At 33.3% G+C, this 17,191-nt stretch carries 16 protein-coding genes; 2 read left to right on the top strand and 14 right to left on the bottom strand.

The features are described from left to right. Positions 1-63: 63 nt before the first annotated feature. The 11 genes from AYC65_RS19690 to AYC65_RS19640 all read right to left on the bottom strand — a co-directional run bounded on the left by AYC65_RS19690 (position 64) and on the right by AYC65_RS19640 (position 13,135). Positions 64-2,223: a peptidase domain-containing ABC transporter gene (locus AYC65_RS19690; protein WP_034869009.1), complete on the bottom strand. Its 2,160-nt coding sequence runs from the start codon at positions 2,221-2,223 to the stop codon at positions 64-66. A 13-nt stretch (positions 2,224-2,236) separates the two neighbouring features. Continuing rightward, complete coding sequence (locus AYC65_RS19685) at positions 2,237-3,319, bottom strand: HlyD family secretion protein (protein ID WP_034869011.1); 1,083 nt, start codon at positions 3,317-3,319, stop codon at positions 2,237-2,239. Between the two features lie 423 nt (positions 3,320-3,742). Continuing rightward, positions 3,743-4,489 (bottom strand): hypothetical protein, encoded by a 747-nt coding sequence (locus AYC65_RS19675; protein WP_079114103.1) that lies wholly within the window; start codon positions 4,487-4,489, stop codon positions 3,743-3,745. Beyond that, positions 4,458-4,604, bottom strand: coding sequence for a class IIb bacteriocin, lactobin A/cerein 7B family (locus AYC65_RS20870; protein WP_108721286.1), 147 nt, complete (start codon positions 4,602-4,604; stop codon positions 4,458-4,460). The genes AYC65_RS19675 and AYC65_RS20870 overlap by 32 nt, the downstream gene beginning before the upstream one ends. Before the next feature lie 350 nt (positions 4,605-4,954). Next, positions 4,955-6,727 carry a MutS-related protein gene (locus AYC65_RS19670; protein ID WP_034871554.1) on the bottom strand — a complete coding sequence of 591 codons (1,773 nt, stop codon included), beginning with the start codon at positions 6,725-6,727 and terminating at the stop codon, positions 4,955-4,957. A 77-nt stretch (positions 6,728-6,804) separates the two neighbouring features. Continuing rightward, complete coding sequence (locus AYC65_RS19665; protein ID WP_034871555.1) at positions 6,805-8,130, bottom strand: DUF58 domain-containing protein; 1,326 nt, start codon at positions 8,128-8,130, stop codon at positions 6,805-6,807. 128 nt (positions 8,131-8,258) lie between these two features. Next, entirely contained in the window at positions 8,259-9,284 is a 1,026-nt protein-coding gene (locus AYC65_RS19660) for an AAA family ATPase (RefSeq protein ID WP_034871556.1), read from the bottom strand. Positions 9,285-9,288: 4 nt separating this feature from the next. Then, the gene (locus tag AYC65_RS19655; protein WP_034871557.1) at positions 9,289-10,455 is read right to left on the bottom strand and encodes a DUF4350 domain-containing protein; all 1,167 of its coding nucleotides are present in this window, start codon (positions 10,453-10,455) and stop codon (positions 9,289-9,291) included. Continuing rightward, entirely contained in the window at positions 10,452-11,240 is a 789-nt protein-coding gene (locus AYC65_RS19650) for a DUF4129 domain-containing protein (RefSeq protein WP_234300409.1), read from the bottom strand. Before AYC65_RS19650 ends, AYC65_RS19655 begins: the two co-directional genes overlap by 4 nt. Next, the gene (locus AYC65_RS19645) at positions 11,233-12,177 is read right to left on the bottom strand and encodes a hypothetical protein (protein WP_034871559.1); all 945 of its coding nucleotides are present in this window, start codon (positions 12,175-12,177) and stop codon (positions 11,233-11,235) included. The genes AYC65_RS19650 and AYC65_RS19645 overlap by 8 nt, the downstream gene beginning before the upstream one ends. Further along, positions 12,161-13,135: a stage II sporulation protein M gene (locus tag AYC65_RS19640; protein WP_034871560.1), complete on the bottom strand. Its 975-nt coding sequence runs from the start codon at positions 13,133-13,135 to the stop codon at positions 12,161-12,163. Before AYC65_RS19640 ends, AYC65_RS19645 begins: the two co-directional genes overlap by 17 nt. A 25-nt stretch (positions 13,136-13,160) precedes the next feature. Between AYC65_RS19640 and AYC65_RS19635 the strand changes: the two genes are divergently transcribed. Together AYC65_RS19635 and AYC65_RS19630 are read left to right on the top strand one after the other, a co-directional pair. After that, the gene (locus AYC65_RS19635) at positions 13,161-13,907 is read left to right on the top strand and encodes an RDD family protein (RefSeq protein WP_034871561.1); all 747 of its coding nucleotides are present in this window, start codon (positions 13,161-13,163) and stop codon (positions 13,905-13,907) included. Between the two features lie 29 nt (positions 13,908-13,936). Further along, positions 13,937-14,233, top strand: coding sequence for a GNAT family N-acetyltransferase (locus AYC65_RS19630; RefSeq protein ID WP_052114803.1), 297 nt, complete (start codon positions 13,937-13,939; stop codon positions 14,231-14,233). 54 nt (positions 14,234-14,287) lie between these two features. Here AYC65_RS19630 and AYC65_RS19625 read toward each other — a convergent pair whose 3' ends face one another. From AYC65_RS19625 to smpB, 3 genes are all read right to left on the bottom strand, one after another. Further along, positions 14,288-15,025 carry a YebC/PmpR family DNA-binding transcriptional regulator gene (locus AYC65_RS19625; protein WP_009087243.1) on the bottom strand — a complete coding sequence of 246 codons (738 nt, stop codon included), beginning with the start codon at positions 15,023-15,025 and terminating at the stop codon, positions 14,288-14,290. Positions 15,026-15,138: 113 nt separating this feature from the next. Further along, positions 15,139-16,611 (bottom strand): OmpA family protein, encoded by a 1,473-nt coding sequence (locus AYC65_RS19620; RefSeq protein WP_034871563.1) that lies wholly within the window; start codon positions 16,609-16,611, stop codon positions 15,139-15,141. A gap of 67 nt (positions 16,612-16,678) precedes the next feature. Next, complete coding sequence (smpB, locus tag AYC65_RS19615; protein ID WP_024565639.1) at positions 16,679-17,137, bottom strand: SsrA-binding protein SmpB; 459 nt, start codon at positions 17,135-17,137, stop codon at positions 16,679-16,681. Between the last annotated feature and the right edge of the window lie 54 nt (positions 17,138-17,191).

Below are 17,191 nucleotides of genomic sequence, written 5' to 3'. Positions count from 1 at the left end.
TTATTTATTAAAATCTTTATATTTCCTAAAACCCTTCATCCGGATAAAGAAAAACTGATCATCTCAACTTAAGCTAATACTCTGTTTTTTCCACATAGCTTTATAAATAGAGTCTTTAGAAATTAGCTCCTGATGATTGCCTTGTTCTATAATCTGTCCATCTTTCATTACTAAGATTGTATCTGCATTAGCAATTGTACTAAGTCTGTGAGCAATCACCACCATTGTTTTACCTTGTGATCTAAACTCATTCAATGTATTTTGAATCACCAATTCAGATTCAGTATCCAGAGATGACGTTGCTTCATCCAGAATTAAAATTTCGGGATTCTTATATAACGCCCTGGCTATAGCAATCCTCTGCTTTTGTCCACCTGACAATAATGCTCCATTTTCTCCTAAATAAGTCTGAAAGCCATTTGGAAGTTTCTCTACAAAAGTAAGTATACCTAGTTTCTTTGTAATATCTAAAATTCGCTGAACATCAGGAAAATCTTCTCCTAAAGCAATGTTCTCTATTACATTTCCTGAGAAAAGATCAATCTGTTGTGGAACTACTGATATAAAGCTCCTCAATGAGTAATTGGATATGTAATTAATATCATAGTCACCTATGAGAATTTTTCCACCTTTTAAAGGATAAAGATTTTGTAGTAATGATGCCAATGTTGTTTTTCCACTTCCACTTTCCCCTACAATAGCGGTAGTTTTTCCCTTTTCTATGGTACAATTAAAATCATTAAACACATCAGCACGGCTACCATAACTAAAACTGACTTCTTTGAATTGTATATCACCAATGTGTTCTGGCGACAATTCTAATTTATCAGTAGTTTCTTCTCTTTCTAAGTCCATTATCTCAAAAAGACGGTCTGCTGCGATTAAGGCATTTTGTATGGTTTTATTCATTCCTATTAACTGTGCTACAGGACTGGTAAAATATCCAATCAGAGCATAAAAAGATAATAATTCCCCCGGTGTAATAATTCTGTCTATTACATAACCAGAACCTGCCCAAAGTAAAACAATAGTAAATATCCTTGATAGAAACTCAGATGAATTTCCTGAGAATAAAGCATTAAGAACAGAAGTATAAATAGTCTTTAAAAGCTTAGTAAAAGCATTGTCTGTTTTATTATTTGCAAAAGTCTCTACTCCAAATTGTTTAATCGTTCTGACAGAAGTAATGGATTCTACTAAGTGAGATTCCAGTTCTGCACTTTCTTCCATTAGTTTACGTTCTACCTTCTTGTTCAGCTTATTGGTTATCCAATAAACCAGAAAATAGAAAGGAATGACTAAAGCTGTAATTAATGCCAGCTTCCAGTAATAAGAGAACATCAAAACAAAGGAAAAGATAATGATGAAAATATTCACAAATATCTGAATGGCTACGTCATTAATAAAAGTTCTGATCTTAACAGCATCATTTACCCTTGATATGATTTCTCCTACCTTCATTGTATCAAAGAAACGCTGTGGAAGTTTTAGAAGATGTTTATAATACCCTAATATAAGATGTTTATCCATCTTCTGTCCCGTTTGTAAGACCAGAACACTTTTCATTACACCTATAAAAATTTGGAACAAAAGGATAAGAATCATTCCTACGGAAAGAAGGTTAAGTAGTCTTTTGTTACCATCTATCAGTACATAATCGGTAATCTTCTCAATATAGATAGAGGTTGATAATCCCAGAATAGTATAGACCAATGCTCCTAATAAAGCTTGTATTAATATACTTTTATGAGGTTGTACCAGATTCCAGAATCTTTTATAAAGGCTTGTTTTTTCATCCTTCTGCTCAAAGTATTCATTGGGCTCGAGAAGAATTAAAACTCCTGTCCATATTTCTGAAAACTCCTGAATGGTATACTCTTGCATTTTACCATAAGCTGGATCCATTACAGTGACCTTATCCTTTTTCACAGAATAGATAACTACATAATGATGAAGTTGCCCCTGAACGATAATATGAGCAATGGTTGGTAATGGAATTTCAGGTAAAGCATCAGCTCCACCTTTTACCCCTTTAGCATTGAAACCCATTTTTTCCAATCCCTGAATCATTCCTAGTACATTAGTACCTCTGGTATCAGTGTGGCAGATCTGCCTTATCTTGGCAATAGGCATTTTTAGTCCATAGTGTGCTGCTACTGATGCCAAACAAGCAGCACCACAATCTTTTATATCGTGTTGTTTAATCTGTATATCTTTCTTCATAAAACCCTTGTTGTTATTTTAATTTAGGATTAAACCAGTCATCAACTCTGTCAAATAAGAGTTGCCAAAGGGTACGGTCTATAAGATGGAAGCGTGCCGTGAAGGTCATTCCTTTTCCAATCTGACCTTTATAACCATTTTTAAGTTGTAGATAGTTTTTATCCATTTTACAAAGGACTCTGAAAGATGCTTCCCCAGTTTGCTGATTGATTTTGATGTTTTGGTCAATTTCCTGTACCCGCCCGTCTACAAGTCCCCATTGGTTGTAATTGTAAGTATCGATTTGGAATTTTACTTTTTGTCCTGTTCGGATAAAACCAATATCTTTTGGTGAGACTAAGCATTCTGCTACTAAAGATTGCTCGGGAGATATTTCCCCGATAGTTTGTCCTTGTACTAAAAAGTTACCTTTCTGAATTCCTGAAAAATTAACCAGTCTTCCAGATAATGGGGCAGTAATTACATAATTCTTCTGCTCCTGACTAATTTTTTGAATTTCAGAGCCCAAAGAGCGAAGTTGTCTTTCAGTTTCTCTTTTCTGTGCCTGCCATTGGGCAAGCTGTTGTTCTCTAACGTTAGATATCTGGTTTACCAGTCCCTGATGAGTATAATAATTTTTATCGTATTCTGCTTTTGGAACTACACCTTGTTTGAAAAGTATAGTAGCTCTGTCCAAGTCTTTCAGAGCTAAAGAGAGTTCTGTCTGAATCTGGGCTATTTTTTCCTGCATAGCAGAAAGTTCTCTTTGATATTGCCCAGTCTGTAGACCTGAATATTGTCCTTTGGTAAGTTTATTAAGATCGTTAAGCTGTGCCGTATAATCTGTGCTTTGTGTATTTTGTAATTGCTTTTGGGTATCTAATTGTTCTGCGGTTACAATAAGCAAAGTATCACCTTGTTTGATGAGCTGATTGTTCTTTAACAATGAGGTTTTAATTACTCTGCCGCTGACTACAGCACCAAGGTTAGTGTTTTCTTCGATTGGTCGCAAGCTTCCGCGAGAAGAGGAGGATATAGGTATTGTAATGACTGGTAACAGGGATAAAACTACAATAATAAAGAAGATTATACTCAGATAGATAGCGTTTTTAAACATTGTTGAGTAAATAGGATATTATACTGATAATAAGTTTGAAAAGTAGGGGGAGCATATTTTATTAGTATATTATATAGTTTAGATTTCGCTTTAATTAAAGATATATTTATATGCCTTGATAATTTCTGTTACAATTAAGAGTATACAAGAAATAGCACTTAGGATTATTACAGAAATTTCAAGTTTTTGAGAAATTACCTTGTTAAATATATTCTTGTAAGCACTTATAAGAAGATAGAATAAAAAAAACGAAAGAAAAAAAAGTAAAAATAAATTATTCATAATTAAAAATTGGGAGATCTTTTCCTTATTCCATTTAATAAAAATTATTTTACTTGTGCTTATTTACAACTTTAATATTTTCTATTCTGGATATCAACCTCTATTAAATTTAGTTTTAAGCCATTTTCGATTAATGCATTCTTAGAGTTCATGCTGTCTAATTTCCTCTAATACTATTTCATTATTTATATTTGAATTTTCGAGTTTTTTCAAATTATTATTGTTTTGTTTCAATAAAAAACTAACTCCAAGCATATATTTTATATATTTATCATTAGTACTCTTTTTAAGCATTTTTTTTACTTCTATGTTGGAACCATAAGCAATATATTCACAATAGCCCTCTTCTATCCAACCTTTCAAATATATATTAGAATTATATAACATCAAGTGTGTGATTTCGTGTGTGATTAAAATAGTATTAGTTACTTTTTTGCTTTTGGGATATGTTGTTGCAAGTCCTGTTTTCAAATTAAGATTTGATATGTATATATTATTTGTAAGCTTAGAACTTGTTGCAAAGCCTTTTCTATTAAAAGGGACTAAAAAACTATAAAGAACAGGAGAATTACAAATAAATAAATTTGTATGGGGGTTTTTCTCTGAAAATGCCCTAAATAAAGAACTTGTAGAAATATTCTTTTGAACAGAATCAGTAAATTTTTCAAGAACTTTAATATCTAAATCTTTATTGCTATAAAAGATATATTTTATATTGGAACGTGTAACAGAATATTTTTTAGTAAAAAAAAATGAAGGAAAGAATGTCCTTAATATTACCCATATAATTAAGATAATAGATATTATTTTAATTATATTATAGAAAGGGCTTTTGTTAAAAAGCCCTAAAAAGTGATTATTTGTCTCTGCCATTCCTATTTGCTTCATAATATGCAACTACAGCAACAACAATAATTGCCACAACAAGCCAAGGATTTCCTCCTTCAGTTTCTTTCATTTCCTGAGCATTAAGCTCCACTAAATCTAATTTTTTTAAAGTCATTTCTTCAATTTTTAAAATTCGTATTAATCTTTGTCATATTATAATCCCTGACATGGGTTTTTACAAATTTGTTAAAAAACAAATATGAACCTGATTAATATTATGAGCAAATGAAGTCCGTCCTTATTCTTTAAATTTTGACAGATTACATTATAAAAGCACTAAAATGAAAGTAAATGAAATAAGAATAGTAATAAAAAGGATACAGTATTGTCTATGAATATTTAAGACTTAATATAAAATCATAGCATCATTACTCATTATCTCTTTCCTACAAGTTTAAAAACCTGTGTATATAAAAAATTTAGGAAACAATTATTTTAAATTGAAGAAACTAAATGATAATTATCTCAATCAATAATGTTATAGGCCTTCATTAACCTAAGCGCATTCATGGTTTGAGTAACACCAGATTTTAGTTTGTAGTCGGATATAAGCTCTCCATTTTTTTCATCCAATTCAAAACAAAGATTGGAAACATTTTCAGGGTAAGTTATAGCCATTTCTGTGAGTGGCAAATCATGGGTAGCAATAATACAAGTAAAGTCTGTATTAATATCCATTATTTTCTTCAGGAACAAACGAGAACCCTCCAACTTATCTGTAGAATTTGTTCCCTTCAGAATTTCATCGAGAATAATGTAAAGTGGAATCTTTTCTTCCAGTGTTTCCACTAAGCTTTTTAATCTTTTTATTTCTGCATTAAAGTAAGAGCTTCCATCCGATAAGGAATCGCTTGTTCTCATACTTGTAAATATATGCATCGGTCTAAAAGAAAACTCTTCGGCTCCGACCGGGCAACCATTCATTGCCAGCACAAGATTTACACCTATAGTTCGGAGAAAAGTACTTTTACCTGTCATGTTAGCCCCTGTAACGATACAGATATTCTTAGTATTTCCAATAGTAAAATCATTACCGATTGCTTTTCCGGAGTCCAATAATGGGTGAACTATATCTTTACATTGTAATGAATCTATATCTTCTCTACAAACCGGATAATTGTATTGAGGATTTTTATAAGCAAAAATGCCAAAAGATATTAATGCTTCATACTCAGCAAATGCCTCAAACCAGTTATCAATATGCTCGTTAAGCAGATTCATTAATTTCGCCAGCTCTACTGTATATCTAAGATTCCATAGAAACAAAAGATTGGCAATTGATCCAAACAAGGGTGTATGTCCGTTATCCAGATTTCTTTTTATACCGGATAATTTGTTAATACATGAAGAAGCCAACGGATGAGTAAGCTTTGCCTGAAGGTTTTTATTTAATTCTGTATTGAAAACTTCTTTCTCTATTAACTGAAAAATTTCTGAAAACCTGCTATATTGTTCTGATCTTAGATTGACAACACTATAAGCTTTTTTAAGTTGTTTACTGTATTTACTATTAACAACAAGCAAGCTAATAATAGAAAAGGCTAAAAATACCCCCAGAAAAACAGGTGAAAAATCCTTCAGAATAGCCAATGTCAGTAATAAAATATTAATTACCGGAATCACTATCAGTATTGTACTAACGAGCTTCCATGGAAAATCTACAGACAGTTTATTTGTCAACAGACTTTTATCTTGTAATTCAAGCGACTTTGCATTTGCCAGAAAACGTATATTCCATTCCGGCTTCTGAGACAATTCTTTAATAGCTTCCTGCCTTTGCTCAATTTCTTTGCATTTCGTAAGTGGGTTGGACAGATAATCTCTTAATTTGTCTACTCCTAGGCAAGTTGATGTTTTATCTATTTTAGTAAACAGGGAGCGTTCACCGAAAATATCCAAATCTTTATTATAGGAGTGGTAATTGTTTATATCAGATCCTTCAATTTGGGTATTCGCTGAAAATTCTTCAGTAATCTGTTTACAAACCTCAATAATCCTTTTACTGTAATTTATTTTTTGCTGATAATGAGATGATACAAATAGTAATACTAAAAAAAGTATAAATGACAGGAAAGTTAAAAACAGATATAAAGCCTCCTTATCCTGAAAATATTTAATCATTGAAAAAACAGAGGCAAGAAATGTCAGAACCCTAAATAAACTGATTAAATTTTTGATCTTTTCAGAGGATTTTATATTAGCCTGCTCTTTCTCGATCGAGGACTTTATTTCTTTCATAAATCTATTTCATCATTAGTAAATAAAACATGCTTCCACGGAAAGGAAACAAATAATGGGTACCTGAATTAATATAGCTAGAGTATTCCCCTTGCTTTAATTTCCAGATATTTGTTGATAACTTCTATACTCAAATTTTCAGGAAGTGTATAAACAGAATAAATACCATATTTCTGGAGTTCCTGGCGAATCAGCTTTTTCTCATACTCGAATTTTTCCGCTATAATCTGATCATAAACGTCCTGAGTCTTTTGTGCATTTTTATGATCCATCATTTTCATTACCTCAGCATTCTTAAAGAATACAACTACCAATAAATGGCTTTTGGCAATTCCTCTGAGATATGGAAGCTGACGTTTCAGTGCATCCAGTGTCTCAAAGTTGGTAAAGAGAAGTATTAAACTTCGTTGCGTTACTTTTCTTTTCAGGTCGGTATAAAGCCGGCTGAAATCAGATTCGTAAAAGTTTGTATTAATGTTATACAGAGCTTCGGCAATTTTCTTTATCTGCCCTGCTTTCAGTTCAGCAGCAACAGTATTCTCCATTTTTTTGGAGAAAGTCATTACACCGGCACGGTCTTGTTTTTTAAGGATAATATGAGCTAAAGCCATAGATGCATTAATGGAATAATCCAGCAATGACAACCCATTAAACGGCATTTTCATCGTCCGCCCTTTATCTATAAGCATATATACCCTTTGTGCTCTCTCCTCCTGGTACTGATTAATCATCAGTCGGTTTTGCTTTCCGGTCGCTTTCCAGTTAATACTACGGATATCGTCACCGGTTACATACTCACGGATTTGTTCAAATTCCATAGTATGCCCAATTTTACGAATCTTTTTTATTCCCCCTAACAAAAACTCATTCTGCATAGCCATGAGCTCATATTTTCTGAGGTGAATAAATGATGGATAACTTGGTACCATTTGTCCATCCTGAGTTTTATACCTTTTTGCAACGAGTCCTAACGGAGAACAAACGTATATATTAAGATTTCCAAACTGATATTCGCCTCTTTCCTTTGGCACAAGCGGATATTCAAACAGAGTATTACCGTAAGGTTTTATATCCTTATGAATCTCAAAATTACGAAGCTGAAACTGAAATGGTATCTCATCGATAACCTTTACTTTTATAGTAAATGGATAATTGTTCCGAAGGTCAATTTTAGTAAGATTTTCATCTCCATTCGATAATTTTTCAGGCAGAATCCTGTTACTTTTCACTCCATTTTTCTCTCTGAATAGAATAAAAATATCAATACAGGTCATTAACACCAATAACAATAATCCTGCATGTGCTATCCACATTACTAATGGGAAGAAAAATGCAAAAACATATACTACTGCTATAATACCAAGCAGCAGAAAAAAAAGATTATTGATATATAATTTTTTCATAAAATTTATTGAGAGTTTACAGTACACAGATAATAGCTATTTACTCAAAGATTTGATTATTTCTTTTAAAATTCTGGAAATCTCCAGAATACCATTAACTGTAAGCTGACAACCGCACACTACATAATTTATCTCGGAATTTCTATAGATTCCAGTATTTGTTTAATTACCTCTTCTACACCCAGTCCTTCCATTTCACGCTCCGGGGTAACAATTACTCTGTGCCTTAATACTGCTACTGCAGCTTCTTTTATATCATCAGGAGTTACAAAGTCACGGCCGTTAATCGCTGCGAAACCTTTAGACGCCGTTAACAATGCTAAAGAAGCACGAGGTGAAGCGCCTAAATACAGGAAAGGATTCTCTCTTGTGTTCACGACAATTCTGGCAATATATTCCAGAAGGTTTTCTTCAACAATGATATCTTTTATCAACGTCTGATATGTTTTCAATTCTTCGGCTGTAAGTACAGCCTGAACTTGTTCAGTTTTATCATCAACTTTTAGCTGATGCTGATTCTTGATAATCTGAACTTCCTGCTCTGGTGTTGGATATCCAACATTCACTTTAAACAAGAATCTGTCTAATTGCGCTTCCGGTAATCTGTAAGTTCCTTCCTGCTCTATTGGGTTTTGAGTTGCAATAACCAAGAATGGTTCTTCCATTATATATTTTCGACCATCCATAGTAATTTGCCTCTCTTCCATTACTTCGAAAAGTGCAGCCTGAGTTTTTGCAGGGGAACGGTTAATCTCATCGATTAATATAAAGTTGGAAAATATAGGTCCTTTCTTGAATTCAAACTCTGTTGTTTTAGCATTGAATACTGCCGTTCCCAAAATATCAGAAGGCATAAGGTCTGGTGTAAATTGTATTCTGCTAAAATCTACTGCAATTGTTTTAGCTAATAGCTTAGCCGTAATTGTTTTGGCAACTCCCGGCACTCCTTCAATCAGTACATGTCCGTTAGACAATAGTGCAACCAGCAAATGTTCTATCATGGAATCCTGACCAACAATTACTTTATTGATTTCCGATTTTACTCTATCCAGGCTATTCTTCAAAGCCGTCATATCAATTCTGGATTGAAATTCCGGATTTTGTGATTCTGTCGAAGTACTCTCAGGTATTGGGGTATATTGATTTTCTTCCATATTTTTATTTGTATATTTTGTCTAATATTTCGTTTAATTTAATCAGATCCTGTTCTGTTATTTTTGAAGAAGGATTATTACTTCTTTGTATTAGTATAATCGCTTGTTCTATTAATTCTTTAGATTTTCCTGTTTTTAGTTGTAATCTGTTGACAAAAACATCATCTATAGCAGAAGTATCTATCAGGAGATCTGTACGCACTTTATTTAGAAAATAGGTAATTTTCTTCTGCATCATATCTTTTGCATCTCCTTCATTCAGATAAAGATTGCCTATACTTCTCACAAATTCCACAGAGGTATTTTCCAATGGCTTTATTATAGGAATAATACGCTGTTTTCTTTTAGCATGGAATATTATGAATACAAGAAACCCTGCTAAAAATATATACCAGGCATAGCGTAATGGCGGATTTCTTAAAATAAAGCGTAATGGTGACATAGATTGTAGATTTTGATTTTCCATAAACCAAAAAGTATCTCTGTCTTTCGGCAGGTATGAAAACATTTCCTCTACATATTTTTCATTTCCTTTTTGTAAAAGGTAATAATTAGTCAAAACCAATGGCTCTGTATGAATAAAAATATTTCCCTTACCTGCTTTTACCCTTACAAAGTTCGCATAGGAATGATTACGACCTTTCAATAGATTACGTCCCAGTATCTCGGTTGTTTTTATATCAATCATCGGAATGACATTTCCGTTTGGAAGTCTATTGAGTTTTATGCTTCCTTTGCGGTTTTTATCTGTAAATGTCAGATAATTTATCGTGTCAGAACTTAGACGTCTTGTTGTGAGATTTAAAGTATCTACTAAATCATATGGTATATTTTCGGAAACAACCATCACATTACTTCCTCTTTTAGCCTGCTTCAGTATCTTTATCCACGATTGTTTATCCAATTCTCTTTCAATAATCAATATATTATGTAGATGTTGAAGAGAGTCCTTACTATAGTAACGATAAGGCGATTCACCAATTTTTTTTAACTTCTGGTTGAACAGCTGATTAGCCTCATGATTAAATATATATAAATCGAAAGGCTTTTTATCTATCACAGAATAGGTTTTTCGCCAGTCAATCAACGGTTTTTTATTCACCTGCAATACTGCCAGAAGTCCTACAACTACAGCAAAAATAATGAGATATAACTTTAGTGTCTTATTCATATTTTTTGTTGTGTCTGTTGATATTGTTTTCTGAAAACAGCATACTCATTCTCGGTAATACTGCGCTCTCCATACCATACATTCTCGAATACGAAAGAGAGCTTCTGGAAATCAGATTGCAAGGCATTACCATTAAGCATGCGGATATAATCCTTATTTGTCTTTTCCGGATCCCACTCCAACATATTCTTATCGGTCATAAGCTTCAGCAGGTAAAGGAACTGGTATCTTATAGCAGATCTGTATTCCTTTTTCTCTTCATAGTTTTTAATTAAAGATGGAATGTCCAGTTCATGAATATTTTCTGTTATTCTTCTGTCTTCAGGATTCAGCTTTTTACTTTTCTTGCTGAATACCCAGTTACCATTTCTGGAAAGAACAAACTTCACAATAAGATACAATGCAAAACCGAGAAGAACTATGGCTACAATTCTTAACAAAATATATAAGGCATCATTAGCTCCCTGTAAACTTTTACTTTGGAACAAATCATCAAATAGCTCAGCCAGCCATTTTTTGAATTTTTGCCATAAAGATTCTTTTGGTTTATTTACGGAGTAATCAAAATCGCTTCCGTTATATTTTTCTTTAAACTTCGCATCAAATATTCCCGGATAAACTGCATTTTCAGTAACATATCCTTTTTGGAGCAGGGAATCTGTTTTTAACTGATTCTTATTTTTTATACTCACTGGTGGCAATTCAGCAGTAACAATAGTGTCTACCTTCTGTGCATGTACAGAAAGTGTAAAAAGAAAAATAATATAAAGGATTCTATTATTCACCAGACCCAATAGTATCGATTTCGGAAAAAGTAACATTGCGGTGTAAATCTGTTCTGCTGTCATAATACATGAAACCAGCATTTACATAGATTAGATTATTGAGTACAATAGTACATGCAATTGATACAGCATACACAATGGCCATAAGTGTCATAAAAAATGAGGAATCTGATCCAAGTGCATCCGGAGTAGTTCTTACAGTGGTAATAATATATCCATATAAAAACATCATAGGAATAAAGGCAAAAATACTTGTCACCACATTAATCAGTAAATAAACAATGAAAGTGGAGCCTATATATTTCCAGAAGCTTTTGGAAAACTGCATACGAAATGCTATACCAATGGATGCAAAAAAACCATCATTGGTATTGTACATATTGAACAGGGTGAAGTTTATAATATTAACCATTACCGGGATACAGGCCATAATCAGCAAGAAACCGATAAGAATAATCATTAGAAAAGATGAAATAACAAATGCAAAAATGAATAATGGCGTCAGGATAAAAATAGAACCAATGAAGAAGATAAAAAATTTCTTCAGATTTTTTTTCATATCCTCTATCATTTCATTCATCGTCACTTTAGAATTACCCGTCTCAGCAAGTCGCTTCATGTAGAGCACAGGAAATGAATATGAAATTAGTGACAACAGAATAATTAATATAATTGAAAGAACCGAAGCTCCTATCAATAGACCTTGATTTTGTTGAAAATAATCCTGAAACAAATAGGCTTCACCGTTTATATTGGATCCGAAAGCCTGCTTAAAAAAATCACCAAAACCTATTACAATTACAACAACCAATAGAATAATAATTCCACCGTTGAGTGTAAGATAATTTTTGAAATAATTTTTCCCATATAGCTTGAAGAAATTAAGCGTATCTGATACCAACGCTCCAAAATCTCTTTTTTTATAAAATTGCATCATGTTTTAGTTTTTTATGGACCCTGTAAGGGAAAATAGCGTAATAGAAGATTATGAATCCTAGTGTCCCAAAGATAATTACCAAATCAATAATTAGTGGCATTTGCAGTGCATATCTTGTTACAAAACCTTCTAAAATTCCGGCAAATATGGTAAACGGAATAGTGCTTACAAATATTTTAAATGAATTCCTAAATCCTATTTTAAATGAATTCAGCCTCGAGTAAGTTTTTGGGAAAAGCAAAGAAGCACCAAGTATAAAACCTGCAGTAGCCTCTATTACCATCGCTGATATTTCAAAAGCACCGTGTATCCATATTCCACGCATACTGTCTCCTAATACACCTTGTTGCTGAAAAAAATACTGAAAGGTCCCCAGCATAATACTATTCTGCATTAACACTAATAGTGTTCCAATACCGCCGAAAATACCATAAGCATAAAGCTTAGCTCCTACTCCCAGATTATTCTGAATAATTCCAATGGCACTTCCCCAGTTAGATCCGCTTCCATAAATAGCAACAGCATTGCCCTTTTTAATATTCTCTAAGGTTTGATTGACATAATCTTCTCCTAATATCAATTTGACAAAATCCAGATCATAATGTGTAGAAATAACACCTATGGTAGTAAACATAGAAAAAACAAGAAAAGCAAGCAGTAAATATTTTCTGTATTCATACATGATCAGAGGAACCTCTTTCATGAAAAATGCTTTTAACCTGTTTTGCTCTATCCTTTTTGTTTTATAGATCTTTTGGAAAATCTGTGATGAGAGATAGTTAAGATATACCGTTGTCTTACTTTTGGGATAATAAGTCTGAGAAAAAGACAAGTCATTAATCAGGTTGATATATAACGAAGACAGGTCATCAGGATTTTTTTTAATTTTTCCTAATACCACCTGCTCTATATCCAGCCATTTTTCTTTATTTTGTTTGATGAAAGCGATTTCTCTCATATATTTGCTAATGTAACAAAAAATTATGAATTCAATAGATATAAATACATCACAAAATGTAAATATCAGTTTCGATCCTGCCAGTATTGGTGAGAGAATTCTTGCATTCATAATCGACATGGTAATTAAGGTTGCCTATTTCGTTGTTATATATCTTATTATCGCATATATATTCGGTTTTAAACTTTTAAAAATAACCGATCAATGGTCCCTGATGGCTATTTTCGCAATCATATCTCTTCCTATGAATCTTTATACACTTTTGTTCGAAAGTTTTATGGAAGGGCAGACACCGGGAAAAAGAGTAATGAAAATAAGAGTTGTAAAAACAGATGGCTACCAGGCAAGCTTTGGTGATTATTTTATGCGCTGGTTTTTCAGGCTTATCGATATCATGTTCAGCTCCGGACTCGTAGGTGTTATAACTATGGTAACCAATAAACATAATAAACGTTTAGGTGATCTGGCAGCAGGTACTGCTGTTATTACACTAAAAAGTAAATACAATATCAACCATACAATACTTGTAAATCTGTCACAGGATTACATTGCAAGGTTCCCACAGGTAATTGCTTTATCTGATAATGACATGCGGATTATTAAGGAAAATTATGTTAAAGCCAAGAATACCTTCGACCAAGGCATCATCAAAAAGTTAGCTGAAAAAATACGCCAGACTACCGGTATTACATACAACACTCAGGAAATTACAGATCAACAGTTCATTGCAATTGTTATTCAGGACTACAACTATTACACAGGTATACAATAATTTCGTATATTTAGTAAAACATGTTGTGTATGGAAAATCTAAGATTTGAAAAGGTACAAAGCCAGAACGGTGGATTCATTAGTGCCTTTAACCAAAATAATGAAGAAATAGGGAAATTAACATATACCATTCAGCCTGAAAAAAATATTCTTATTATTTCCTATGTAATGGTATTTCCTAAGCATGAAGGAAATGGATATGGACAAATGCTCGTAGCTGAGGCCGTAAGTTTTGCCAGAGAAAATAAATGGAGAATATATCCACATTGCAGCTTCTCACGAAGTGTATTGGTCAATATGAAAGATATTAGTGATGTATATCCCTAGAAAAACAAAAGAGCCTGAAAAATCAGGCTCTTTTTATTTATATAAAATCACTTCTTAGCTCTGAAGCAATTCTTCTGTCATTTCCATATTATGGTAAACGTTTTGTACATCATCGTCTTCTTCAAAACGATCTAGCATTTTCAGGTTAGCTAAACCCTGCTCCAAACTTACACCTTTATGCATGTTAGGTATTCTTTGCAGTTCTGCATTCTGAACCTCTAATTTCATCTCTTCAAGCTTATGAGACATGGTACCAAAGTCTTCAAAAGCTGTTGTAACCATTACGATTTCTTCGTCCTGATCTATTTCTTCAGCTCCACCATCAATCATCTCCATTTCGAAATCATCCCACTCCATTTTGATCTGAGATTTTTCTATGGTAAAAATACCTTTTCTATCAAATAGAAAAGAAAGTTCTCCGTTTTTACCAAGATTACCATCGAACTTATTGAAAATAGCTCTTACATTAGCAACCGTCCTTGTAGGATTATTTGTTGTACATTCAATGAAGAAAGCCACACCTCCTTGTCCATATCCTTCATATGTGATTTCTTCATAGGTTTCTGCATCTGCACCAGAAGCTTTTTTAATAGCCCTTTCAACATTATCTTTTGGCATGTTAGCTCCTTTAGCATTCTGAATACACCTTCTTAATGCAGGGTTGGAATCCGGGTCAGTTCCTCCGGCTTTTACTGCCAAAGCAATATCCTTTCCTATTCTGGAAAATGTTTTTGCCATTTTATCCCATCTGGCCATCTTAGAGGCCTTTCTATATTCAAATGCTCTTCCCATTTCTGAATTTATTTACGTGCAAAAATATCACTAATCAACAAATTATACAACGTACATGCATAAAAAAACACCCCCACTAGGTGGAGGTGTTTATTATATTGAAAAAATTTTAATTATTTTTTCTTTTTGATAACTTTTTTAGAAGATTTTTTCACTCCTTTTTTTACTGGCTTAACAACAGTAACGTCATCTTTTTTGTAAGCAGCCCACTCAGTATCAGCAGAGATAGCTCTTACTTCAACTTTTCTGTCTACTTGTCTAGCCTCGTTAGAAGCAGTAGCTGGTACAGTAGCTTCTTTAGAACCTACACCTACAGATTTCAAGTTAGCTCCGTTTACACCTCTAGCCTCAAGAGCTTTCACTACAGAAGCAGCTCTTTCTCTTGATAATTTCAAGTTGTAGTTAGCATTACCTTTAGCATCTGTGTGACCAGTTACTAAGAAGTTTTCAGCTTTAGCTCCTTTAATGATAGCAGCAGCAGCATCTACTTTAGATAAAGAACTAGATTGGATTGTAGCTTTGTTGAAATCGAATAAGATATCTTTAAGCTCTTTAGTTACAACTTCTGCAGTTGGAGGACATCCTTGGTACTCAGGAAGACCTGGTACATCTGGACATCTGTCATCTTTATCAGGGATACCATCACCATCTCTATCTGGCCAAGGACAACCTTGATTTTCTACTGGACCTGGTACGTTAGGACACTTATCGTCTTTGTCTAACACACCATCACCATCAGTATCTGGCCAAGGACAACCTTGGTTTTCTTTTGGACCAGCAACCTCAGGACATTTATCGTCGATATCTGGAATACCATCACCGTCAGTATCTGGACATCCTTGGAACTCAGGTAATCCTGGAGTATCTGGACATCTGTCATCTTTATCAGGGATACCATCCTTATCTCTGTCTCTGTTACCAAATCTGAATAATAGAGATGCAGAAGCTTGCCAGAAGTTAGCAACTACAGACTTATCACCTGGAGTAGTTACATAATCTCCTTGAATACCAAGACCGAAGTTTTTAGTAATCCAGAAGTTAGATCCTAAACCTGTAGATACAGCGAAGAAGTTTTTCTTACCTGTCTTATCTCCATTTCCATTATAAGAATCATAGTAATTACCGAAAGCATCTGTTCTTGGGAAAGTTAATCCAGAATAGTCATGTCTTAGGTAGTTCGCACCAACTCTTGCATATGGATCGAACCAAGACTCTTCATTCCATAGACTGTTGAATTTGAATTGAAGACCTAAACCAGCCATCAAGAAAAACTCTTTATCCATGTCAAATTTCTTATTTCCAACATTACCTACAGAAGCCTGTAAGTCAAGAACTAAATATTTGTTGATATTTCTAGCAACAGTTAATTTAGATAATGGTGGAGTAATAGAGAAATTATTCAAATTAAATAGCCTCTTAGTCAGATTCTGAGCTCCGAAGGTATTTGAGAAATTGTTAGCTTGTGCTTTGTGGTTTTCACCATGTGCCCCCACACCGATTAACCACGGATTGCTCGTAGTCTGTGCGAACGCAGTAGTGGCTACCGTAAGTGCCAATGCTGTAATTCCTAGTTTTAAATTTTTCATAGAATTAAATGATTAAATAATTGATAATGCAAAATAAATATAAAAATACGTATTAAACAAAGTTTTTTTAAAAATTCTTTCGAATTCTGCTTAGATTTCTATCAGATTCACGTTTTTTAATAGATTCACGTTTGTCAAATAGTTTCTTTCCTCTTCCAAACCCAATAAGGAGTTTAGCTCTACCTTTATCATTTATATATAATTTTAAAGGTATTATTGTAAACCCTACATCTTTTACTTTTTTCTCCAAACGGGAAAGTTCTCCTTTATGTAGTAACAACTTCCGATCGCGTTTCGCCTTGTGATTATAAAATGATCCCATCTTATATTCATCTATCATCATATTGACCACCCAAAGTTCACCGTCTTTCATCTGGCAAAAACTTTCCGCAATTGATGCTTTAGAAGAACGTAACGACTTTATTTCGGTTCCATATAAAACAATACCTGCTTCATATTCTTCAAGTATTTCATACTCGAAGCGAGCTCTTCTGTTTACAATATTAACAGTTCTTTCAATTTTCATACCAAAATTTAACAAAACACTAACATTTTTCCTCGAAGACATATAATCGGGAAA

Source organism: Elizabethkingia bruuniana, assembly GCF_002024805.1.
Classification (GTDB): Bacteria; Bacteroidota; Bacteroidia; order Flavobacteriales; family Weeksellaceae; genus Elizabethkingia; species Elizabethkingia bruuniana.
Note: the sequence above shows the minus strand (reverse complement) of the source record. Positions and strands in the feature narration are given on the sequence as shown.